21 protein-coding genes and 1 pseudogene (1 of these 22 running past the window's edge) are annotated in these 21,777 nt (G+C 69.3%); 11 read left to right on the top strand and 11 right to left on the bottom strand.

Annotated features, from left to right (window positions below; genetic code table 11):
• Positions 1–80: 80 nt before the first annotated feature.
• Entirely contained in the window at positions 81–1,391 is a 1,311-nt protein-coding gene (locus JNUCC0626_RS21925; RefSeq protein ID WP_394621645.1) for an RNA polymerase sigma factor, read from the bottom strand.
• A 219-nt stretch (positions 1,392–1,610) separates the two neighbouring features.
• Complete coding sequence (gene ppgK, locus JNUCC0626_RS21920; RefSeq protein WP_382444329.1) at positions 1,611–2,372, bottom strand: polyphosphate--glucose phosphotransferase; 762 nt, start codon at positions 2,370–2,372, stop codon at positions 1,611–1,613.
• 116 nt (positions 2,373–2,488) lie between these two features.
• On the opposite strand from ppgK, the gene JNUCC0626_RS21915 reads away from it, so the two are divergent.
• Positions 2,489–3,283, top strand: coding sequence for an inositol monophosphatase family protein (locus JNUCC0626_RS21915; RefSeq protein ID WP_394621644.1), 795 nt, complete (start codon positions 2,489–2,491; stop codon positions 3,281–3,283).
• A 119-nt stretch (positions 3,284–3,402) separates the two neighbouring features.
• On the opposite strand, the gene JNUCC0626_RS21910 is transcribed toward JNUCC0626_RS21915, so the two are convergent.
• The gene (locus JNUCC0626_RS21910; RefSeq protein ID WP_394621643.1) at positions 3,403–3,939 is read right to left on the bottom strand and encodes a hypothetical protein; all 537 of its coding nucleotides are present in this window, start codon (positions 3,937–3,939) and stop codon (positions 3,403–3,405) included.
• 42 nt (positions 3,940–3,981) lie between these two features.
• Entirely contained in the window at positions 3,982–4,698 is a 717-nt protein-coding gene (gene cei, locus JNUCC0626_RS21905) for an envelope integrity protein Cei (protein WP_394621642.1), read from the bottom strand.
• A gap of 422 nt (positions 4,699–5,120) precedes the next feature.
• Here cei and JNUCC0626_RS21900 point away from each other — a divergent pair, with 422 nt between their 5' ends.
• Positions 5,121–5,420, top strand: a complete 300-nt coding sequence (locus JNUCC0626_RS21900; RefSeq protein ID WP_030474775.1) for a DUF4193 domain-containing protein — start codon at positions 5,121–5,123, stop codon at positions 5,418–5,420.
• Between the two features lie 124 nt (positions 5,421–5,544).
• Here the strand turns inward: JNUCC0626_RS21900 and JNUCC0626_RS21895 are convergent, their stop codons facing one another.
• Entirely contained in the window at positions 5,545–6,006 is a 462-nt protein-coding gene (locus JNUCC0626_RS21895) for a DUF3093 domain-containing protein (protein WP_394621641.1), read from the bottom strand.
• A 24-nt stretch (positions 6,007–6,030) separates the two neighbouring features.
• Here JNUCC0626_RS21895 and dut point away from each other — a divergent pair, with 24 nt between their 5' ends.
• The gene (gene dut, locus JNUCC0626_RS21890; RefSeq protein ID WP_382444324.1) at positions 6,031–6,504 is read left to right on the top strand and encodes a dUTP diphosphatase; all 474 of its coding nucleotides are present in this window, start codon (positions 6,031–6,033) and stop codon (positions 6,502–6,504) included.
• 4 nt (positions 6,505–6,508) lie between these two features.
• Positions 6,509–7,123, top strand: coding sequence for a DUF3710 domain-containing protein (locus JNUCC0626_RS21885; protein WP_394621640.1), 615 nt, complete (start codon positions 6,509–6,511; stop codon positions 7,121–7,123).
• On the opposite strand, the gene JNUCC0626_RS21880 is transcribed toward JNUCC0626_RS21885, so the two are convergent.
• Positions 7,120–7,779 (bottom strand): alpha/beta fold hydrolase, encoded by a 660-nt coding sequence (locus JNUCC0626_RS21880; protein WP_394621639.1) that lies wholly within the window; start codon positions 7,777–7,779, stop codon positions 7,120–7,122. The genes JNUCC0626_RS21885 and JNUCC0626_RS21880 overlap by 4 nt on opposite strands.
• A 69-nt stretch (positions 7,780–7,848) precedes the next feature.
• Between JNUCC0626_RS21880 and JNUCC0626_RS21875 the strand changes: the two genes are divergently transcribed.
• Positions 7,849–8,229 carry an OB-fold nucleic acid binding domain-containing protein gene (locus JNUCC0626_RS21875; protein WP_030474780.1) on the top strand — a complete coding sequence of 127 codons (381 nt, stop codon included), beginning with the start codon at positions 7,849–7,851 and terminating at the stop codon, positions 8,227–8,229.
• A complete protein-coding gene (locus tag JNUCC0626_RS21870; RefSeq protein WP_394621638.1) occupies positions 8,226–8,990 on the top strand; it encodes a DUF3159 domain-containing protein in 765 nt (254 codons plus the stop codon). The genes JNUCC0626_RS21875 and JNUCC0626_RS21870 overlap by 4 nt, the downstream gene beginning before the upstream one ends.
• 55 nt (positions 8,991–9,045) lie before the next feature.
• On the opposite strand, the gene JNUCC0626_RS21865 is transcribed toward JNUCC0626_RS21870, so the two are convergent.
• From JNUCC0626_RS21865 to JNUCC0626_RS21845, 5 genes and pseudogenes are all read right to left on the bottom strand, one after another.
• Complete coding sequence (locus JNUCC0626_RS21865) at positions 9,046–11,019, bottom strand: helix-turn-helix transcriptional regulator (protein ID WP_394622074.1); 1,974 nt, start codon at positions 11,017–11,019, stop codon at positions 9,046–9,048.
• 267 nt (positions 11,020–11,286) lie between these two features.
• Positions 11,287–11,634 (bottom strand): annotated as a pseudogene (locus JNUCC0626_RS21860) (ATP-binding protein); the annotation flags it as partial.
• Between the two features lie 4 nt (positions 11,635–11,638).
• Positions 11,639–14,182, bottom strand: coding sequence for an AAA family ATPase (locus JNUCC0626_RS21855; RefSeq protein WP_394621637.1), 2,544 nt, complete (start codon positions 14,180–14,182; stop codon positions 11,639–11,641).
• Between the two features lie 85 nt (positions 14,183–14,267).
• The gene (locus JNUCC0626_RS21850) at positions 14,268–14,924 is read right to left on the bottom strand and encodes a potassium channel family protein (RefSeq protein WP_394621636.1); all 657 of its coding nucleotides are present in this window, start codon (positions 14,922–14,924) and stop codon (positions 14,268–14,270) included.
• Positions 14,924–15,586 carry a potassium channel family protein gene (locus JNUCC0626_RS21845; protein ID WP_394621635.1) on the bottom strand — a complete coding sequence of 221 codons (663 nt, stop codon included), beginning with the start codon at positions 15,584–15,586 and terminating at the stop codon, positions 14,924–14,926. Before JNUCC0626_RS21845 ends, JNUCC0626_RS21850 begins: the two co-directional genes overlap by 1 nt.
• Before the next feature lie 82 nt (positions 15,587–15,668).
• Here JNUCC0626_RS21845 and JNUCC0626_RS21840 point away from each other — a divergent pair, with 82 nt between their 5' ends.
• The 5 genes from JNUCC0626_RS21840 to JNUCC0626_RS21820 all read left to right on the top strand — a co-directional run.
• Complete coding sequence (locus JNUCC0626_RS21840; RefSeq protein WP_394621634.1) at positions 15,669–17,654, top strand: APC family permease; 1,986 nt, start codon at positions 15,669–15,671, stop codon at positions 17,652–17,654.
• Entirely contained in the window at positions 17,651–18,856 is a 1,206-nt protein-coding gene (locus JNUCC0626_RS21835) for a class I SAM-dependent RNA methyltransferase (RefSeq protein ID WP_394621633.1), read from the top strand. Before JNUCC0626_RS21840 ends, JNUCC0626_RS21835 begins: the two co-directional genes overlap by 4 nt.
• A 62-nt stretch (positions 18,857–18,918) precedes the next feature.
• Positions 18,919–20,823 carry a 1-deoxy-D-xylulose-5-phosphate synthase gene (dxs, locus tag JNUCC0626_RS21830; protein ID WP_394621632.1) on the top strand — a complete coding sequence of 635 codons (1,905 nt, stop codon included), beginning with the start codon at positions 18,919–18,921 and terminating at the stop codon, positions 20,821–20,823.
• A gap of 230 nt (positions 20,824–21,053) precedes the next feature.
• Complete coding sequence (locus JNUCC0626_RS21825) at positions 21,054–21,695, top strand: slipin family protein (RefSeq protein ID WP_394621631.1); 642 nt, start codon at positions 21,054–21,056, stop codon at positions 21,693–21,695.
• Positions 21,696–21,758: 63 nt separating this feature from the next.
• Positions 21,759–21,777: the 5' portion of a response regulator transcription factor gene (locus JNUCC0626_RS21820; protein ID WP_285647383.1), read on the top strand. 665 nt of this gene lie beyond the right edge of the window; the window shows 19 of its 684 coding nt (coding positions 1–19); its start codon is at positions 21,759–21,761; the stop codon falls past the right edge of the window.

The raw sequence follows: 21,777 nt of genomic DNA, 5'->3' as shown, positions 1-21,777 counted from the left end.
TACAGGGGTACTCAATTTTCGAAACACAGCGGCCCCGCACCGAACCGGTGCGGGGCCGCGTGCGTATGACTCGGTAAGACCTAGTCGAGGTAGTCGCGCAGAACCTGCGAACGCGACGGGTGACGCAGCTTCGACATCGTCTTGGACTCGATCTGGCGGATGCGCTCACGCGTGACGCCGTAGACCTGACCGATCTCGTCCAGCGTGCGCGGCTGGCCGTCGGTGAGACCGAAGCGCAGCCGGACGACGCCCGCCTCGCGCTCGGACAGCGTCGCGAGCACGGACTGCAGCTGGTCCTGCAGCAACGTGAACGAGACGGCGTCGACCGCGACGACGGCCTCGGAGTCCTCGATGAAGTCGCCGAGCTGGCTGTCGCCCTCGTCGCCGATCGTCTGGTCCAGCGAGATGGGCTCACGCGCGTACTGCTGGATCTCCAGCACCTTCTCGGGCGTGATGTCCATTTCCTTGGCGAGCTCCTCCGGGGTGGGCTCGCGGCCCAGGTCCTGGAGCAGTTCGCGCTGGATGCGACCGAGCTTGTTGATGACCTCGACCATGTGCACCGGGATGCGGATGGTGCGGGCCTGGTCGGCCATCGCGCGGGTGATCGCCTGACGGATCCACCAGGTGGCGTACGTCGAGAACTTGTAGCCCTTGGTGTAGTCGAACTTCTCGACCGCGCGGATCAGACCGAGGTTGCCCTCCTGGATCAGGTCCAGGAACGCCATGCCACGGCCCGTGTAGCGCTTGGCGAGCGACACGACGAGACGGAGGTTCGCCTCGAGCAGGTGGTTCTTGGCCCGCTCGCCGTCGCGGACGATCCAGCGGAGGTCACGACGCAGCTGCGGCGTGAGCTTCTCCGCCTCCTCCTCGGAACGGCGGACGCGCTCGGCGGCGTAGAGACCCGCCTCGATGCGCTTGGCGAGCTCCACCTCCTCCTCGGCGTTGAGGAGGGCGACCTTGCCGATCTGCTTGAGGTAGGCGCGGACCGAGTCGGCCGAGGCGGTGAGTTCCGCGTCCTTGCGCGCCTGGCGCAGGGCCTCGGACTCCTCCTCGTCCCAGACGAAGTCACCCTCGTTCTTGGGGTCCTCTGCCGCCTCTGGCTCGTCGACGACCGGCTCGTCGACGATCTCGACGTCCTCCAGGTCCTCGGCTCCGGGAGCGCCCTCCATGTCCTCGGGCTCTTCACCGGGCTTGCCGGTGCCCTTCGCGGCAGGATCGGCCTTGCCGGCCGTCTTGCGCGGGGCCTTGGCGGCGGCGGGCTTCTTCGCTGCCGCAGCGGTCGTCTTGCGCTTCGGCTTCTCCTCGGCCTCGCCGGCCGCCGTCGCCTTGGTCGTCTTGGCGGCGCCTGCGGCGGAGCTGGAGCGTCGGGTTGCGGTTTCTGCGGCTGCCACGTACGCCCTTTCGCGACGGTCGTTCAAAGGCGGACCAGAGGGCGCGAAACCTCGGTCGCCAGAGTTCAGGGGATCTCCCCGCCGATCTTGCTTGGCGGGTGTGCGTTCCATTGTAACGACGTCGGTGACCGGGTGTTGCGCCCCGAGGTGCTTCGAGGCGCTCTCACCTGCGTTTTCCCAGCTAGATCGAGTCGGACACGATTCGGTGTCGAACGCTCACTAGGGCCGGACGCCGTGCGCGGCCGCCCACGCGGCACCGACGATGCCCGCGTCGTTCTTCAGTGCGGCGGCAACCACTTCGGTGCGAACCTTGAGCAATGGCAACCACTTGTGCGCCTTCTTGCTCACGCCGCCTCCGGCGATGAACAGGTCGGGCCAGATGAGGTCCTCGAGCACGTTCATGTACCGCGTGACCCTGGGCGTCCACTCCTCCCAGGACAGGTCCTTCTCCTCCTTCACGGAGGCGGCCGCGCGCGTCTCCGCGTCGTGCCCGTCGACCTGCAGGTGCCCGAACTCGGTGTTCGGCACCAGCTTGCCGTCGAGGAACACCGCGCTGCCGATGCCCGTCCCGAACGTCAGCAGCACCACGGTCCCGTTCTTGCCCACCCCGGCGCCGAACGACATCTCCGCGATGCCGGCCGCGTCCGCGTCGTTCATCACGACGATGTCCTCGGGCTTGCGCTTGAGACGCTCGGCGAACAACGTCTGGGCGTCGCAGTCGATCCAGCCCTTGTCGACGTTCGCGGCGCTCAGGGCCACACCGTGCTTGACCACGCACGGCAGCGTGATCCCGACGGGGCCCTCCCACTGGAACTTCTCGACGATCTCCGCGACCACCTCGGCCACCGCCTGCGGTGTCGAGGGCTGGGGCGTGGGGATCCGCATGCGTTCGCCGTCCAGTGCTCCTGCTTCGAGGTCGACCAGGCCGCCCTTGACGCCGGAGCCGCCGATGTCCACACCGAACCCGCGGGTGATGCCCATCCCCGTGGTCCTTCCTACTCGATCCTGCTTGCTTCGATTCAGTACTGCGTGGTGCGCAGACATTAGCCTGACGTCGTCCGATAGTCCCGTGCTAGTGACACAGGAGGGAACCGGTCGTGTTCGATCCCCGGCCACTCGTCGACATCGCGACGGCCATCGGACGGGAAGCGGGTGCTCTTGTTCAGCGCATGCGTGCCTCCGCCGTGGTCTCGTTCGACACCAAGAGCACCTCGACCGACGTCGTGACCGCCGCCGACCGAGCCTCGGAACAACTCGTACGGACGCGTCTGTCCGAGTTGCGTCCGGGCGAGCCCGTGCTCGGTGAGGAGGAGGGCGGCGACGTCGTCGAGGGGCTGACCTGGGTCGTCGACCCCATCGACGGCACCGTCAACTACCTCTACGGAATCCCCTGGTACTCGGTGTCGATCGCAGCGCAACTCGACGGCGAGTCCGTCGCGGGCGCCGTGTTCGAACCCGCCACCGGACGCATGTGGACCGCCGCACGCGGCCATGGCGCGTTCCTCGACGGCACGCCGTTGCGCGTGTCCACCACCACAGACCTGTCGCTGTCCTTGCTGGGCTACGGGTTCGCCTATCGGCCCGAGCGGCGGCAGCGTCAGGCCGACGCCTGGGCCGGCATGGCCACCCGTGTGCGCGACCTGCGCCGGGCCGGAGCGGCATCACTGGACCTGTGCTCGGTGGCGTCGGGGCGGCTCGACGCGTACGCCGAGCACGGGCTCGGGCGGTGGGACTGGGCCGCGGGCGGGCTGATCGCCGCGGAGGCCGGCGCGGTCGTCCGGTTGCCGGGCTCGTCGCCGGAACTGGGGGAGGACGCGACGTTCGCGTGCACCCCCGGCGTCGCCGACGAGATGTACCGCGCGTTGACGGAGAGCGGATTCGGCAAGGTCTGATCAACCCTGTGTGGACCGGATCAACCCAATGTGGACCGGATCAACCCGGACTTGATTCGGTCCACCCGAGGTTGACTCGATCCATCACGGGTTGATTCGTCAACGTCGACGTTGACGAATCAACGTTGACTTGCGGGCTGTCCAGTGAGGGTGGACAGCAGGGTGACGACCTCGTGCACGTCCGCGACGTGGAACAGCTCACCGACGGTCCGGTTGCCGAACCCGTCGGGCAGGACGCGGCCGCCGAGGTGGACGTAGCCGGAGCCGTCGGGCTCCTCGGTGAACGTCAGCGGGCCGATCTCGGTCAGGTCGGTCGACCGCGATCGGCGGCCCGGCGTGGACACGACGCGTTGGTCGGTCACGTAGTAGGTCGTGCGGTGCAGTGTGAACCGGCGCCACGCGAACGGCTCGACGAAGTAGAAGAGCAGGTCCAGAGCGGCGAGCACGGCCAACGTGCCCAGCGCCGCGGGCCAGCCGGAGAAGAAGTCGGCCCACCCCTGACCGGCGACGATCGACGCCGCGAGCAGCCCGATCTTGACGCCCTCGAACTTGAGGCTGAAGCGCGTCCAGCGCCGGTCCTCGCGCACGAACACCGCGCGTCTCGTCGGATTCCCTTGCCACAGAACGCGCTCTTCAGCGCGAAGATCTACCCCCATGAGGGGAAAGATAGCGGGCGAACCGGACGAACCAGCAGGAAATCAGCAGGTCACTTCGCGGGCGCCGGCCAGGTTGTCGGGGTTGATCGACGGGGGAGTGGCCGCGGCGACCTGACCCCCCTGCTGGTCCGGCTGCTGCGCCGCCCACTCGGACAGCTGGTCGAGCACCTTGCGGGCGTTGCTGTTGGGCTTGACCTCGTCGAACTTCTTGCCGATCGCGATGTCCACGGTGGCGTCCTGGCGGTCGTCGCGCACGAGCTCCAGGCACGGTTCGAGCAGCGAGAGCGTCCGCGCGGCCGAGGCTCCCGGCGCACCGAAGCGGATCTGGCCGCGGCAGGTCATGTCGCCCGCCGGGTAGATCAGGTCGTTGCCCGGATCGGCCGCCTGCTTGAGACCGAGTTCGGTGAACATCGTCGCGACGGCCTTGGCGTGGTTGCGCTGCGTCGAGGCGTTGACGACCTTGAAGTTCACGTCGCCGACCGGCACCGGGTTCGTGCGGTCCAGCGCGTCGTGCTCCAGGACCGTGCCGAGCGCCGGAGGCGGCGGCGTCGGGGGCGCGGCCGGATCGACCGGGGCGCTCTCCGAACTCACGACGTTGCCCGGCGTGTTGCACTTGATGGCCGCGTCCACGTCACTCGCGTTGCCGAGCACCTTCACCCACACGAACACGGAACTGACCAACAGCACCGCGAACAGGACGAGCGCGGGCACGGGCCGACGCCTCTTGTAAGGCGTCAAGCTTCCCGATGCGGATCCCACGTTCGAAGCCCTCCCCGTGATCCGTCCCCTGAGGTCAGCCTAGGCCCTGCCCGGCTGACGCGCGCCCCGACGGGCGTGACCGAACGCACCGACCTGATTGCTCACAGTCAAGACGGTACCGGCCTGGCGTCAGGTTGCACGCCCAGGCGCACACGCACCCGCACAGGGTATCGGTCCAGCGTACAAAGGTTGTGTCACCCGTCCGGTCGGTAAGGGGTAACCCGATGTTGAGTCATCCGGGCAGTGAGCTACCCTCTGCGCGCTCCGCACACATGTCGATCAAGCCGATGGTCACGTCAAGGGGGTTGGCACGACCGACGGGTGTGAGAGACCTACGTCACCTTGACGTGGGGCACAAATGAGGTCGCTGGAGCGTTAACCAGCGACACGAACAGTCTCCGTAGACCGCAGGGGTGAAGAAGATGGCGACCGACTACGACGCGCCGCGTCGCAGCGAGGCGGACGAACTCGCTGAGGACTCCCTCGAGGAGTTGAAAGCCCGGCGGAACGAGACGCAGTCCGGCGTCGTCGACGTCGACGAGGACGCGAGCGCTGAGAACTTCGAGCTGCCCGGCGCCGATCTGTCCGGCGAGGAGCTCACGTTCAAGGTCCTGCCGAAGCAGGCCGACGAGTTCACGTGCTCGAAGTGCTTCCTGGTGCACCACCGCAGCAGGCTCGCCGAGGACAACGGCGGCACGTACATCTGCCGCGACTGCGCCTGATGTTCGACGCACGGCACCTGACCAGCGTCTGAAACCAGCGCCCTGACCGCAGGGCGTCAACAGATCAGCGAAGTCCGCCGAAAGAACTGGGCGCTCACCCTCACGGGTGGCGCCCAGTTGTGTTTCAGGACTTGATCGCGGCGGCGAGCTCTTCGGGCCGCCGGGTGCTGATCACCCAGTAGGGGGTCGGGTCCTTCGGGTCGTTCACGTGCACCCGCACGAGCGGCTTGACCCAGCCCCGGTGCACGACGAACGCCGCCGGGTCGAGGTCGCGACCCATGGTCCGGCGGCGGTCCTCGGCGGAGATGATCTCGACCTCGCCGAGCAGCCCCAGCGGGATGTGCGCGTCACCGGCGCGCAGTTCGCCGTCCGCCACCTCGACCTTCGTGGACCCCATCTTCGCGATGAGCACGGCGGTCAGGGGCAGCAGGATCACGTACGGCAGCCAGGACCGGACGCCGGGGAAGCCCATGTGCACCTCGGCGGCCAGCAACGCGGCCGCGAGCAGCGGCAGGGGCCAGATCCACCACGTCACGTACAGGCGCTCGCGGAAGGTCGTAGTGGCGGTCACGGCAGTCTCACTCACGTCGTCAGGGTAATCTCGGCCGCCGTGTCCAGCGTCGAGGTGTTGCTGACCCGGCTCGATCCGGGGGTTCCCGTGCCCGCCTACGCCCGTCATGGCGACGCGGGCGCTGATCTGGTCACCACGTCGGACGTGGTCATTCCACCAGGCGAGCGCGCCGTGGTCGGCACCGGTGTCGCGATCGCGCTGCCGGACGGGTTCGCGGGGTTCGTCCACCCGCGGTCGGGCCTCGCGGCGAGGGTCGGCCTGAGCGTGGTGAACACTCCCGGGACGATCGATTCCGGCTACCGCGGTGAGATCCGCGTTTGTCTCGTGAACCATGATCTTCGTGAGCCGATCGCGCTGTCACGCGGCGACCGGATCGCCCAGCTCGTCGTGCAACGCGTCGAGCACGCGGTGTTCCGCGAGGTCACCGAGCTCCCGGAGACGGAGCGCGGTGCGGGAGGCTATGGCTCGACCGGCGGGCACGTGGTGCTCGCCCGTACGAATGCGGAGGGGTAGGGGCATGTTCGGAAGGCGCCGCAAGCGCGGTCGTCACTCCTCAGGGGCCGTCGACACCGGTCAGGAGCACGACGAGTCGTTCGACGAGGTCGACGGCCCGTGGGACTCCACGGTCGCGCCCCACGACGACGTGCAGCGGCTCGACCTGGGATCGGTGCAGCTGCCGATGCCGGACGAGGCCCAGCTGCAGGTCGAGATGGACCAGCAGAACGGCTCCGTGCGCGCCGTGCACGTCCTCACCTCGGTCGGCCAGCTGACGGTCAGCGCGTTCGCCGCGCCGAAGTCCGGCGGCCTGTGGCGGGAGGTCGGCGCCGAGCTGATCGACGGCCTCAAGGAGGACGGCGCCCGCATCAACCGCGAGAACGGCGAGTGGGGCGAGGAGATCACCGCGCGCAACCAGGGCGTGCAGATCCTCTTCGTCGGCGTCGACGGCCCGCGCTGGATGCTGCGCGGCGTCGCGGCCGGTCCCGAGGAGCACTTCGAGCAGAACTCCGCGGCGTTGCGCGAAATGCTGCGCGGCACCGTGGTCGTGCGCGGCGAGCAGCCCATGCCGCCCCGCACCCCGCTGCCGGTCGAACTGCCCGAGGCGATCGCCCGGCACATCCAGCAGCAGGGCTAGAGCTTCGCCTGCTGCCACGCCTCCACCGCACGCCCGAGCGCGTGCGGGTAGGCGTCCAGCGTGGTCGTGAGGAGCACGGCGCGGGGCATCGCCTCCGCCCACTGCCGGGCGATCTCGATCGGGTGCACCGGATCGTCGGTGCACCCGAGGATCCCGGTCGGCACGTCCAGCGACTTCAACTCCTCGAGCGTCGGCGCGAGCGACTCGGCGGCTTCCTCGAAGTGCGGCACGAGCTGGTCGCCGTAGTTGTGCCAGGCCCGCGACAACTCGTCGTGCAACCACCCGGTCGTGCCGGCCAGAGCCGTTGCCAGGCCTCGGGTCCGGACGATCTCGGCACTTGCCTTCGCGGCCTGCGCGGCGGGTGCGTCCTCGGGTGCGCCGATCCACGCCGGCAACGCCAGCACGAGCCCCGCGCACCGCTCCGGGTTGTGCGCCGCCCACCGCGCCGCCACATGCGCGCCCAGCGAGACACCACCCACCACGATCGGGTGGCCTGCCGGGGCATTTTCGAGCGCCGTCAACCGTTCACTGAGTGTGCGAACGGTTGGGGCGTGGAGAACGGCACCGACCTGCGACAACGGCTCGGTGAAGACAGACCGGACGAACACCTCGTCGGAGGCGGTTCCGGGCAGCAGGACGACGGTCTCGGCAGGCACGCCGAGGATTGTCGTCGCCCGTGCGTACCCTCACTGTCAGACGGCCCACACCACGGGGCCACCAGAGCAATGCAGGAGTCGGGGATGAGCGGCTATTGGCGCCGCTTGGTACGTCGCTTGACCAGTGACGTGACCGAGCTCGACGCGGACGACCTGTCGCGAAAAGCGGAGGCCGTCGGCGCGGTGAAGGCCTGCGACTGCAAGTCCGGTGAGGAGGTCACCGTCCTCGGAAGGCTCCGCAGCGTGGAGCTCTGCCCCCGGGACGCGGCCGCCACCCTGGAAGCGGAGCTCTACGACGGCACCGAGGGCGTCACCCTCGTCTGGCTCGGCCGCCGTCGCATCGCGGGAATCGAGCCTGGTCGGACGATCAAGGCTCGGGGCCGCATCGCCGTGCGCGACGGGCGCAAGGTGCTCTACAACCCCTATTACGAGTTGCAGAACGCTTCATGACCTCAGCTGAGACCGAAGAAAAGCAGCCCACCGTCCTCGAGCAGATGGGCGGCGTGAGCGGAATGCTCTACTCGTCGCTGCCCGTGCTCGTCTTCGTGATCATCAACTTCGCGACCAAGAACCTCATGGCCGCGATCATCAGCTCCCTCGCCGCCGCCGTCGTCATCGGCGTCATCCTGGCCGTGCGCAAGGGGACCATCCAGCCCGCGATCTCCGCCGTCTTCGGCGTCGGCATCGCGGCCTTCATCGCCTACAAGACGGGCGAGGCGAAGGGTTTCTTCCTCTTCGGCATCTGGCAGAGCGTCGTGTACGGCAGCGCGTTCCTGCTGTCGATCATCCTGCGCTGGCCGCTCGCCGGCGTGATCTGGACGTTCCTCAACGGCAGAGACCGCTCGTGGCGCGAAGACAAGGCCACGGTCCGCGACTACGACATCGCGACGTTCGTGTGGGCCCTGGTCTTCTTCGCCCGCTTCGTCGTGCAGCGCTGGCTCTACGACGAGGACCAGGTCGGCTGGCTCGCCGTGGCCCGCCTCGGCATGGGCTACCCGCTGATGGCCATCGCCCTGCTGGCGACGGTCTGGGCGGTCCGCCGCGCCGACAAGCGCCTCAAGGCGGCCGAGGAGGCCGCCGAGGCCAAGGTCGCCAAGGAGGCCGAGGAGAACGAGGTGCTCGCCCGCACGGCGGACGACCTGCTCACCCCGGACATGGACGAACTCAAGCGCGTCGTCGACGCCGAGTCCCGCGACAAGTCCAGAGACTGACCCGCACCACGCCACACGGCCGGCACCCCGCTTCGGGGCGCCGGCCGTGGTCGTTTCAGGGCGGGCCGAGGATCGCGCGCAACGCGTCGCGGCCCGTCACGCCGAGAACGCCGTAGATCGCGTGCAGGTGGTTGTCGACGGTGCGCTTGGACGTGTGGAGCTGCGCGGCGATCTGCTGGTTGGTGAGCCCGGACGTGGCCAGCCGGGCGACCTCGGTCTGCCGCCGGGTCAGCCGGGTCCGGCACGGGTCGTCGGTGCGCAGGGCCGGGGTGTGCGCGGCGTCGAAGTCGCGGGTCAGCAACGCCTGGCGGGCGGATGTCTGGGAGGCGGCGCGCGGGTTGCCCTGGGTTCGGTGCAGACGGGTGGCGGCGGCCAGGGCCTCGGCGGCGTGCAGGGTCGCGCCGAGCCGGTGGAAGGCGGTCGCGGTGGACTCCAGGAGCGCCGGGGAGGCTTCGGCCAGTGCGGTGGCGTGCGCCGCGTAGGCACTGGTGAGCGGGTCGGTCATGGTGGACGTTAGGTCGGTCAGGCGCCGGGAGGTGTCGGCGCCCAGGCGGGCCGCGTCGTGCAGGGCCATGGCTTCGCTGCCGTGGGCGCCGAGCGAGGCGCACTCGTCGGCGGCACCGAGAGCCGCAGCGGTGGCGGCGGGGAGGTCGCCCGTTGCGGCCAGGACCCACGAACGGGCCAAGGACACGGTGAGCCCGGCCAGGCGCCACGCCGGTCGGCGGGCGGTCTCGGCTCGGGCCAGGGAGTCCTGGGCGAGGGCGGTGTCGCCGGTGAGGGCGGCGGCGAAGGCCAGGTTGGCCAGGGCGATGGCGTCGAAGATCAACGGCGGCGTGACGGCACCGGGGCCAGGTTTCGGGGTGCCCTCGCGGGCCAGGCGGAGCGCTTGGGAGCCGTTGCCTCGCATGCGCGCGCAGAAGGACAACACGCTGTAGAGGGACGTCGCGCCGGTGAAGGCGAGTTCGTCGAACGAGCGGGTGTGCATCGTCAGCGCCAACGCCTCAGCCTCGGCGAGGTGCCCGGCGAACGCCAAGGCGAAGCTGCGCATGCGCAAAGCCCCGTCGTCGGGTTCAGCCGCAGACGAGTAGACGTCGATTTCGTGCAGCACCTCGCTGTAGCGGCCCGCGTGCAGGAGGCAGAGCGCCCTGGTGCGTTGCATGTGGACGGACAGATGGGGCGCCACGGGCTGATGGGTGCGTTCGAGCACCGACGTCACGTGGGAGTGCTGCGCAGCGGAGATGACGCGCACAACCCGCAGCCAGTCACGCAGATCGGTGGGCAGGGAAGGAACATCGACGCTGCCGAGGACGGCGTCGGCCAACTCGATGTCGCCCAGACCGAAGTGCAGGTTCATCGCACGGGTGGCGCCGAGGCGGCTCAGGTCCTCGGCGGACAACGGGCCGGACATCACGTCGGCGAGGATCGCCTCGGCCTCGGACGGCGCCCGGCCGTGCATCAGGACCTGACCGAACACGTGACCCACGCGGTTCAGGCCGCCTGCCGCCACGGCGCCACGGCAGAGGCGTTCGGCGAGTGTCACGTCCTGGGCGGCCCATGCCTGCTCGGCGGCCGCGACCAGCAGGTCGACCGAGGTCGGCGCACCGCTGTCGAGCCGCCAGGTGGCGATGCGCATGAGGTCTTCGCGGCGGCGGCCGCCGGTTTCCTCGAGAGCGGTGGCCAACGCGCGTTGGTGGGCTCGCGCGCGCAACGTCGGGCATGTGGCACGGAGCAGGCTGCCGTAGAGAGGGTGTCCTAGGCGCACGACCGCGCGACGATCCGATGACGCGACACGGATCAAACCGCGCGTTTCGAGGTCGTCCAACGCTTCTTCCTGAACCAGCGGCGCCAGCAGGTCGAGCTCGACGGGTTCGGAGTAGGCGAGGAGTTCCAACGCGTGCCGGTGCGCGGGATCGAGGCGGCCCAGGTTCGACCGCACGAGTTCGGCGAGGCGGCCGTCGAGTTCGATCGCGCCGTGCCACGACCAGATGCCGTCGTCGGCGCGCAACGACCCCACGGCGCGTCCAGACACGACGAGTTCCCTCAGATATAACGGGTTTCCGGCGCTGGCCGACCACAGCACCGACGCGGACCGCGTGTCTACCGGCCCGCCCAGGGCGCGTTCGAGGAGCAGGTCGGACTCGCCGCGGGACAGGTCGCCCACCGTCACCCGGCGCAGCAGACCCTCCTGCCACAGCTCGGTGTGTTCGCCAGGGCGTGAGGTCACCAGAACGCGTGCGTGCCCATGCCGGATCACGTGGTGCAGCAACGCAATGGAGGCATCATCGAGCAGATGCGCGTCATCCACCACGATCACCAACGGCCGTGGCAACGCCACCAGGTGCTCCACGGCGCGACCGAGCGGATTCGCCGTGCGCAGGTCGGCAGGCAGCATGGCGGCCATGGCACCGAACGGAATGGATGACGTCGCCACGGTCGCATAGCAGCGCCGCACCACCACGCCGGTGCGTTCGAGCCGTGTGACGACCTCGTCCGTGAGCCGGGTCTTGCCCACACCGGCGGGCCCGACGAGCGCCGCGCCGGACTCGGACGTCAGCGCGGACACCACGTCCTCGAGTTCCCGCGCCCTGCCCACGAACGGCCACACGTCTCGCAGTGTGCCCAAGTCCCGGCTCACCGCGCACATCGATTTACGCCCCGAGGCCGAACAACGCGCGCAAGCCACCCCGTCCGGTCACACCGACGGCGGCGTACGTCGTGTGCAGGTGGTTGTCCACGGTGCGTTTGGCGATGGCGAGCCGTGCGGCGATCTCCACGTTCGTCAGCCCCGCCACGGCCAGACGTGCGATCTCCAGCTGACGCGGTGTCAACGCGACCAACGTGCTCGTCACCGCCAGACCGGGCGTGCTCGCGCCGTCGAACGACTCCATGAGCGCCGACGCCTTCTTCTCCAGGCGATCCGCGTCCCGAGGCCGGTCGTGCAACCGCGACAGCCTGCTGGCCTCCGCGAGAGCCTCGGCCGCGTACAACGTGACGCCGCACGCCAAGAACGCCGCCGCCACCTCCTCCAGCCCCGCCGGGTCACGCAACGCGCGCGCCTGAGCGTGCGAGGCGTACGCGGTCGTCAGAGCGTCACGCCGAGTCTTGGCGAGTTCCAGCAAACGCGGCGATGTATCCGCACCGAACCGTGCGGCGTCGTGCAGCGACACGATCTCGTCCGCGTGCGCGCCGTGCTCCCCGGCCAACGCGGCGTTGCTCAACGCGGCCTGCATGGCTTCGTTGACCCGCCCGGCTCCCGCGAGCACCCACGACCGTGCGGCTCCCACGGCGAACTCCGCGATACGCCACGAGGGCCGCAACCCGGCTTCGGCGCGCGCCAACGCACGGAACGCGCGATCAGACTGCCCGTGCAGCGCCGCTCCGGCCGCGAACTCGGCCAGCAGCAGCACGTCCCACATCATCGGGACCGTCCCTGGTTCGGTCACGCCCTCGGCCGTGATGCGCACGGCGGCCGCGGCCTTCCCGCGCATCCGGGCGCTCTGGCTCAGCAGCACCCGCGGCGGCACCTGCGTCACCGACCAGCGGCTCTCCTCGATCACCTCGGCCAGCGCCCGCGCCGCCCGCTTCTCGGCCTGCACCAGGTCACCGCCGCGCAGCATGCTCTCGTTGCGCACACCCCGCGCCGCCGCGACCAGCGTCGGGAACCGCCCGGCCGCCGCCAGCACCGCCGGCTCGTTCTCCCGCACCCGCGCGATCGCCTCGGGGTAGCACCCGGCGAACTGGTCCGCGAACGCCAGCACCTGCCGTCCCGCCGTCTCCGCCCAGCCGCCCTCGGCGACCAGCAGTTCCCCGCCCAGCCGCGCGATCCGCACCGGTGCCGCCTCCAGCGCGAACATCAGCGAGAAGAACAACACCGCCTGCTCGAGCTCGGCGGGCAGCTCCCGTTCGGCCACCTGATCCAGCACGGCCACAGCGGCGACGTCGTCACCCACACCGAAGAACAGGTTGAACGAGCGCGCACAGCCGACCTGAATCAACGTCGCCATGTCGGCGCACGACGCCATGGCCGACGCGAACACGGACTCGGCTTCATCGCACTGTCGTTGGTACATCAGCACAAGACCCAGCACGAGCCCAACGCGCGGTGTCATCCCACGGGCAACGGCCGCACGCGAGAGTCGTTCGGCGAGCTCCCAGTCCTGTGCGGACAGTGCATGTTCGGCCGCACGCGCCAGAACGTCCGGTGAGTCCGCCGTCCCGCTGTCGAGCCGCCACGTCGCGAGGCGCACCGCATCACCAGGTCGTTCCACACCGGCGGTTTCGAGCCTGTCCGCCAACAAACGCCTGTGCGCCCGTGCACGCAACGTCGGACAAGTGGCCCGCAGGCGCGCGCTGTACAAGGGATGCGCAACGCGCGCGCGTCCGTCGTCACCGACTCGCACGAACCCCATGTCCACCAAATCCCGCGGCACGGGCATCAACGACGGTTCCAGCGGTTCCCCGTACGCCAGCAGCTCCAGCGCCCGTCGCTGCGGCTCCGCGAGCCGTCCCAGCGTCAGGTCCACGAGCTCGGCGAGCCGCCCGGACAGCTCCAGCGGCCCGGTCCAGCTCCACCCGCCCTCGGTCTCGGTCAACGCGCCCGAGTGCCGTCCGGCCGCCACGAGTTCCTTGAGGTACAACGGATTGCCCTGGCTGTTCGCCCACACCAGGTGCCGCGTCGAGGCGTCCGCGGGCCCGCCCAGCGCGGCCGCGAGCAACGCGTCCGCCCGTTCCTGGTCCAGCGCCTCGACCGCGACGACGGTCAGTCCCTCGATGCCCCAACACGGCCGTGCGGTGCACATGACCCGCATCAGCCGATGGCGCACAAGGTGTTGCAACACCAACAACGACGCGTCGTCGAGCAGATGGGCGTCATCGACCGACAACACCCGTTGCCCGCCACGAGAGAGATGCTCAGCCGCCGCCCGCACAGACGACGACGGCAGCAGCCCCCGAGCGGAAGGCAGATCCGAAGGCACGAGCGATGCGAACGCACCGAGTGGAATACGCGATGTCGCGACCGTGGCATAACAACGCACGACCGGATGCGGCACGGCCAGCAGCGCCTCGGCGGCCAGCCGTGTCTTCCCCACGCCGGGAGGGCCGGACAGCAGTACGGCGCCATCCACGGCCAACGCCCGCAGCGCGGTCCGCAACTCTCTCTCGCGCCCGACCAGGGGCAGCTGATCGCTCACGGGTGGTAAGTGCCCGCATCCGTTCCGCAGATACCGGACAAAGGTGCCGCCGTGAGGTCATCGCGGCGGCAACCACCCGATCCGGCTAATACCCGAGCGCGGTCTTGATCTCCTGCTCGACCGCGGCCGTCGTCACGAACAGCAGCTCGTCGCCACCTTCGAGGGTGTCGTCCGGCTGCGGCACGATGACCCGCCCGCCGCGCAGGATCGTCACCAGCGCGGCGTCGCGCGGCAGCGTCAGCTCCGACACCGCCCGGCCCGCGAACGGCGTCGCCTCGTCGAGCGTGATCTCCACGAGGTTCGCCTGCCCCTGCCGCAACGTCAGCAACCGCACGACGTCACCGATCGTCACGGACTCCTCGACCATGGCGGCCAACAGCCGTGGCGTCGACACGGCCACGTCGACACCCCACGACTCGGTGAACAGCCATTCGTTCGTGGGGTCGTTCACGCGCGCGATGACGCGACGGACCGCGAACTCCGTCTTCGCCAGCAGCGACACCACGAGGTTGACCTTGTCGTCACCGGTCGCGGCGATCACCACGTCGCACAGGTGCATGCCCGCGTCCTCCAAAGAGGACAATTCGCACGCGTCGGCCTGCACCCACTCGGCCTGCTCCACGGAGTTCGGGTCGAAGTGCGCCCGGTCCCGTTCGATCAGCATGACCTGGTGCCCGTCCGAGACGAGCTCCTGCGCGATGGACCGCCCCACCGCTCCCGCACCAGCGATCGCGACCCGCATCAGCTCTCCTCCGGTGCCTGCAACGCCGCGGCGGCGACGTCGGTGATCGTGCCGGACAGCGCCGCCACGTAGATGGTGTCGTCGGCCTGCACCATGGTCTTCGCGTCCGGCAGCACCCCCGTGCCGAACCGCATCACGAACGCCACGCGCGCGCCGATCGCCTCCTCGAGCTCGCGCATCGGCCGCCCGACCCACTCTTCGGCGACCTCGATCGGCAGCACCGCCACCGTGCCGGACGGGTCGCGCCACGCCGTCGACGCGCCCTCGGGCAGCAGCATCCGCAGGAACCTGTCGGTCGACCACGGCACCGTCGCCACCGTCGGAATGCCCAGGCGCTCGTACACGGCCGCGCGCTTGTGGTCGTAGATGCGCGCGACGACGTGCTCGACACCGAACGTCTCCCGCGCGACCCGCGCCGAGATGATGTTCGAGTTGTCGCCGCTGGAGACCGCCGCGAACGCGCCCGCGCGCTCGATTCCGGCCTCGATCAGGACATTGCGGTCGAAACCGTTGCCGACGACCTGCTGTCCGTGGAAGTCGCTGCCCAGCCTGCGGAACGACTGCGCGTCCTTGTCGATCACGGCGACCTGGTGGTCGAGTCGCTCCAGAGCCCTGGCCAGGGACGCCCCCACCCGGCCACAGCCCATGATCACCACGTGCACGACATGCCTCCTCAGGCGAACCTTGCGCAGAACCTACCGAGCATTAGCCCGTCCCGGTGAGCGGACCCCTTACGCTCTGGCCGTGTCCAAGCTCGCCACCGCCGCCAAACGCCTCCTGGTCGGACGGCCGTTCCGCAGCGATCGCCTCGCTCACACCCTGCTGCCCAAACGCATCGCCTTGCCGGTCTTCGCCTCCGACGCCATGTCGTCGGTCGCGTACGCGCCGGAAGAGATTTTCCTGATGCTGTCGGTGGCCGGCTTGAGCGCCTATGCAATGGCGCCGTGGGTGGGTGTCGCGGTCGTCGTGGTCATGCTCACCGTGGTGGCCAGCTACCGCCAGAACGTGCACGCGTACCCGTCCGGCGGCGGCGACTACGAGGTCGCGACGGTCAACCTCGGGCGCAGAGCGGGGCTCACGGTGGCGAGCGCCCTGCTCGTCGACTACATCCTCACGGTCGCGGTGTCGATCTCGGCGGCGGCGGCGAACATCGGGTCCGCGATCCCGTTCGTCGCGACGCACAAGGCGGAGTTCGCGGTCGCGGCCATCGTGCTGCTGACGGCGGTGAACCTGCGCGGCATCCGCGAGTCCGGCAGCGCGTTCGCCGTCCCCGTCTACGCGTTCATGATCGGCGTCTTCGGCCTGATCGGCTGGGGCCTGTTCCGCGGGTTCGTGCTGGGCGACGACATGCGCGCGGAGAGCTCCGGCCTGGAGATCCACGCCGAGTCGGACCACCTGATGGGCCTCGCGTTCGTGTTCCTCGTCCTGCGTGCGTTCTCTTCGGGCTGTGCGGCACTCACGGGCGTGGAGGCCATCAGCAACGGTGTGCCCGCTTTCCGCAAGCCGAAGTCACGCAACGCGGCCACGACGCTGCTGCTGATGGGCACCATCTCGGTGGTCATGCTGATGGGCCTGATCATCCTCGCCCAGCTGACCGACGTGCGGATGGCCGAGTTCCCCAAGGACCAGATCTCCAACGCGCCCGACGGCTACGAGCAGAAGACGATGGTCGCGCAGATCGCGCACGCCGTGTTCGACAACTTCCCGCCCGGCTTCTACTTCATCGCCGGCGTCACCGCGCTCATCCTCGTGCTCGCCGCCAACACCGCGTTCAACGGCTTCCCGGTGCTCGGCTCGATCCTCGCCCAGGACCGCTACCTGCCGCGCCAGTTGCACACGCGCGGCGACCGGCTCGCGTTCTCCAACGGCATCCTGTTCCTCGCCGGGTTCGCGGTCGTGCTGGTGATCGCGTTCGACGCCGAGGTGACGCGGCTCATCCAGCTCTACATCGTCGGCGTTTTCGTGTCGTTCACGCTGAGCCAGCTCGGCATGATCAAGCACTGGCAGCGGCTACTCAAGAGCGAGACCGACGCCCAGGCGCGCACCCGGATGCGGCGCTCGCAGGCCATCAACACGTTCGGTCTGGCGCTGACCGCGACCGTGCTGATCATCGTGCTCATCACGAAGTTCACCAAGGGCGCGTGGATCGCCATCGCCGCGATGGCCGCCATCTACGCGTTGATGACCGCTATCAGGAAGCACTACGACACGGTCGCGGAGGAGCTCCGCAAGCAGGAGCGCGTACGGACCATGCCCGCGCGCAACCACGCGATGGTGCTCGTGTCCAAACTGCACATGCCGACGCTGCGCGCGTTGTCCTACGCGAAGGCCACCCGGCCGGACGTCCTGGAAGCTGTGACGGTCAACGTCGACGACGGCGACACCCGCAAGCTCGTCGCCGAGTGGGAGAAGGAGAACTTCAAGATCCCGCTCAAGGTCATCGAGTCCCCCTATCGGGAGATCACCAAGCCCGTTCTCGACTACGTCAAGAGAGTCAGGACGGACAACCCGCGCGACGTTGTTACGGTGTTCATCCCCGAGTACGTCGTCGGCCACTGGTGGGAGCAACTGCTGCACAACCAGAGCGCGTTGCGGCTCAAGGGAAGGCTGCTGTTCCAGCCGGGTGTGATGGTGACGAGCGTGCCGTGGCAGCTCGAGTCTTCGGTCAAGGTCAAGGACAAGGACGTCATCGCGCCCGGCGCTGTCCGAAGGGGACTTGACGACCGATGAGCACTGTCAAAGAAGACTGGACCGGCCGCAAGGTCGAGGTCGAGGTAGGACCCGTCGCGCACGGCGGGCACTTCGTCGCACGGCACGAGGGGCGCGTTCTGTTCGTGCGCCACGCACTGCCCGGCGAGCGCGTCGTGGCGTCGGTGTACGAGGACAACGGCGGGTCGTTCTGCCGTGCGGACGCCATCGAGATCCTGGAGCCGTCGCCGGACCGGGTCGAGGCACCGTGCCCGTTCAGCGGCCCCGGCATGTGCGGCGGCTGCGACTTCCAGCACGTGTCGTGGGACGCGCAACGGGAGTTCAAGGCCCAGGTCGTCCGCGAGCAGCTGACCCGCCTGGCGAAGATCGACCGGGACGTCGTCGTCGAGGCGCTGCCGGGCGGTCCGCTGGAGTGGCGGACCCGCATCCGGATGGCCGTCGACCGCGACGGACGACCGGGTTTCCGCGGCACCCGTTCCCACGATGTGATCCCGATCGACCACTGTGTGATCTCCCGGCCGGGCATGGTCGAGGCCGTGACCGACCGAACGTGGCGGGCCCAGGAGCTCACGATCGTCCAGGACGGTGACGGCAACCGTCATGTGGGTGAGGTGCGCGGCCGACACACCGCGCGCCGCGCCGGAACCGGTACGGCCGTCGAGACCGCCGCCAACCGAAAGTGGCGAATTTCCGCGGACGGCTTCTGGCAGGTCCACCCCGCCGCCGCGGACACGTTCGCGACGGTCGTGGGGGAGTGGGCGGCGGCGCAACCCGGTCAACGCGCGTGGGACCTCTACGGCGGTGCGGGCCTCTTCGCTTCGGTGCTCGCACGGCAGGTCGGCGAGACCGGTTCCGTGCTGGTCGTGGAGTCGTTTCCAGGCGCGGTGGAAGACGGTCGGCGCAACCTCCGCCGCATGTCCCAGGTCGAGTTCGTGGTGGACAAGGTCGAACGCGCCGTAGGGCGTCGTCTGCCCGTTGAGGACCCTCACGTCGTGGTGCTCGACCCCCCTCGCAAGGGGGCGGGCAAGGTCGTTGTGGCTGAAGTCGCACGGCGCCGTCCGGAACGGGTCGTCTACGTCGCCTGCGACCCGGCCGCACTGGCCCGCGACCTGGCCGAATTCACAGTTCAGGGGTACCGGCTCGCCGATCTCCGGGCCTTCGACGCGTTCCCGATGACCCACCACATGGAGTGCATCGCGCTGCTCGTTCCTGAGACCGGCTGACAAGGCGTCTCAGTGGCGTCTCCGTAGACTGAGCCGAAGTCTTCAGGAGTGAGGTGGGCGTGGTGACCCTGCTGGAGTCCGTGCACGGACCAGCTGATCTGAAACGGATGGACGAGGCGCAGCTGTCGCGGCTGTGTGAGGAGATCCGTCGTTTTCTGGTCGACAAGGTGTCCAAGACGGGCGGGCACCTGGGCCCGAACCTGGGGGTCGTCGAGCTGACCGTGGCGCTGCACCGGGTCTTCGACTCGCCGCAGGACCCGATCGTGTTCGACACCGGTCACCAGTCGTACGTCCACAAGATCGTCACGGGCCGTCGCGACGGCTTCGACCGGCTCCGTCAGAAGGACGGCATGTCGGGCTACCCGTCGCGGTCGGAGTCCGAGCACGACGTGCAGGAGAGCTCGCACGCCTCGACGGCGCTGTCCTACGCGGACGGTCTCGCTAAGGCGAAGCAGATCAACGGCGCGCACGGCCACGTGGTCGCCGTCGTCGGAGATGGCGCGCTGACCGGCGGTATGTGCTGGGAGGCGTTGAACAACATCGCGTCGGACAAGAACCGTCCGGTCGTGATCGTCGTCAACGACAACGGCCGCTCCTACTCGCCGACGATCGGTGGTCTCGCCGACCACCTGTCGTCGTTGCGCCTGCGCCCCGGCTACGAGCGGGTGCTGGAGAAGGGCAAGAGCGCGCTGCAGCAGACGCCGTTCTTCGGCAAGCCGCTGTACGCCGCCCTGCACGCCGCCAAGCGCGGCATCAAGGACGCGCTGGCGCCGCAGGCGATGTTCGAGGACCTCGGCCTCAAGTACATCGGCCCGGTCGACGGCCACGACATGGCGACGCTCGAGTCTGCTTTGCAGCGCGCGAAGTCCTTCGGCGGCCCGGTGATCGTGCACGCCGTCACCCGCAAGGGCATGGGGTTCGCGCCGGCCGAGAACCACCAGGCCGACCAGATGCACGCCACCGGCGTCATCGACCCGATCACCGGTGAGGACGTGAAGCCCGCCGGACGCACGTGGACGCACGTCTTCTCCGACTCGCTCGTGGAGATCGGCCGCGAACGGTCCGACGTCGTGGCGATCACCGCCGCGATGCAGGGCCCGACCGGCCTCGACGCGTTCGCCAAGGCGTTCCCGGAGCGCTTCTACGACGTCGGCATCGCCGAGCAGCACGCGATGACGTCCGCCGCCGGTCTCGCCATCGGCGGCCTGCACCCGGTCGTCGCCGTCTACGCGACGTTCCTCAACCGGGCGTTCGACCAGCTGCTCATGGACGTCGCGCTGCACAAGCAGGGCGTCACGATCGTGCTGGACCGCTCGGGCGTCACCGGCCCGGACGGCGCGTCGCACCACGGCATGTGGGACATGTCCATCTGCGGTGTCGTCCCCGGCATCCACGTCGCCGCACCGCGCGACGCGGGCACGTTGACCGAGGAACTGCGCGAGGCAGTGGCGATCTCGGACGCGCCCACGGTGATCCGCTACCCCAAGGCGGCGGTCGGACCGGACCTGCCCGCGTTGGAGCGCGTCGGGTCCGTGGACGTTCTTCGGCGGTCGGGTTCCGACGTGCTGTTGGTGACCGTCGGCGCGTTGGGTGAACTTGGTGTCGAGGCCGCGCAACGGCTCGAGGACCAGGGCATCGGCGTGACGGTCGTCGACCCGCGGTGGATCTACCCGATGTCCGTGGACCTCGTGGAGATGGCCGCGTCGCACAAGCTCGTCGTGACCGTCGAGGACGGTGGCCGCCACGGTGGCTTCGGGTCGTCGTTCGCGGCCGCGTTGCGCGACGCCGACATCGACGTGCCGTTGCGCGACATCGCGTTGCCGCAGCAGTTCCACGACCACGGCTCGCGAGGAGAGGTGCTGGCGTTGTGCGGCATCACCGCGCAGGACGTCGCACGGCGCGTGACGGAGTGGGCGGCTCGCCTGGAGTGCCTGCCCGTCGAAATCCAGGCGCCGGTGGAGAAGTAGTCGGCTAACCTCTGCCCTCGAGAGCGTTCGCGCCTGCGGCCCGGCAGGTCTTCCTGACCGGGTCCCGCACATCGGGCGAGCGCGTTGGTTCTGTAAAGACCAGGTTCGAACCCTGACGCCACGACCCCGGCCGCACACGGGGGCGGGGAGCTCTGCGAGTCCCTTGTGGACTCCCGTTCCCCGCCTCGCCTGCCGGGGTCGTGGCCTGTCCGGGCGAGGGGGTGGAGACGATGAAGAAGACGTTGTACCCGTGGGAACGCGGTGTCCGGTTCTACCGCGGCGTGCTGGTGGGGGAGCTCGGCCCCGGACGTCATCGGGTGCCGATGCGCACTGTCCTGCACCACGTCGACATCCGCCCGCGCACGATGACCCCGGCCGCACAGGACGTGCCGACCGCTAACGGCATCCTCGTGCGTGTGACGGTCGTGGTCCGGTGGGCGGTGTCGTCCGCGACCAAGTTCATCGTCGAATCAGCCGCTCCTGAAGCTGAGCTCTACACGGCCGTGCAGCTCGCACTGCGCGGTGCGGTGGTCACGCGCGCACACACCGCCGTCGATCCCGAGCGTGAGGCCATCTCGGCCGAGGTGCTGGCCGCCGTCGGTGCGCGGGCCGCTGAGCTCGGCATTTCCGTGTCCGAGGTGGCGGTGCGCGACGTCGTCATGCCGGGTGAGCTGCGCCGGGCCGCACTCGCCGAGCTGGTGGCGGCGTCCGAAGGACGTGCGGCGCTGGAGCGGGCCCGTGGGGAGACGGCGGCGCTGCGGTCGTTGCTCAACGCGGCACGCCTGGCCGAGGAGCACCCGGCGTTGCTGGAACTGCGCGCGCTCCAGTCCGCCACGACCGTCGTCGTCGATCGGCCCGCGCGCAAGTCGTGACCGACAGCGCTTGTGAAGGTGTCGTTAAGTGCTTTCTCAGGTGCGTGTGGCACCTTTGACGTCGTGCGGATTTTGGTAGTCG

The organism is Lentzea sp. JNUCC 0626 (assembly GCF_043632865.1).
In the GTDB taxonomy this organism is placed as follows: domain Bacteria; phylum Actinomycetota; class Actinomycetes; order Mycobacteriales; family Pseudonocardiaceae; genus Lentzea.
The sequence above is the reverse complement of the archived record's forward strand: the minus strand, read 5'-3'. Positions and strand labels throughout refer to the sequence as shown.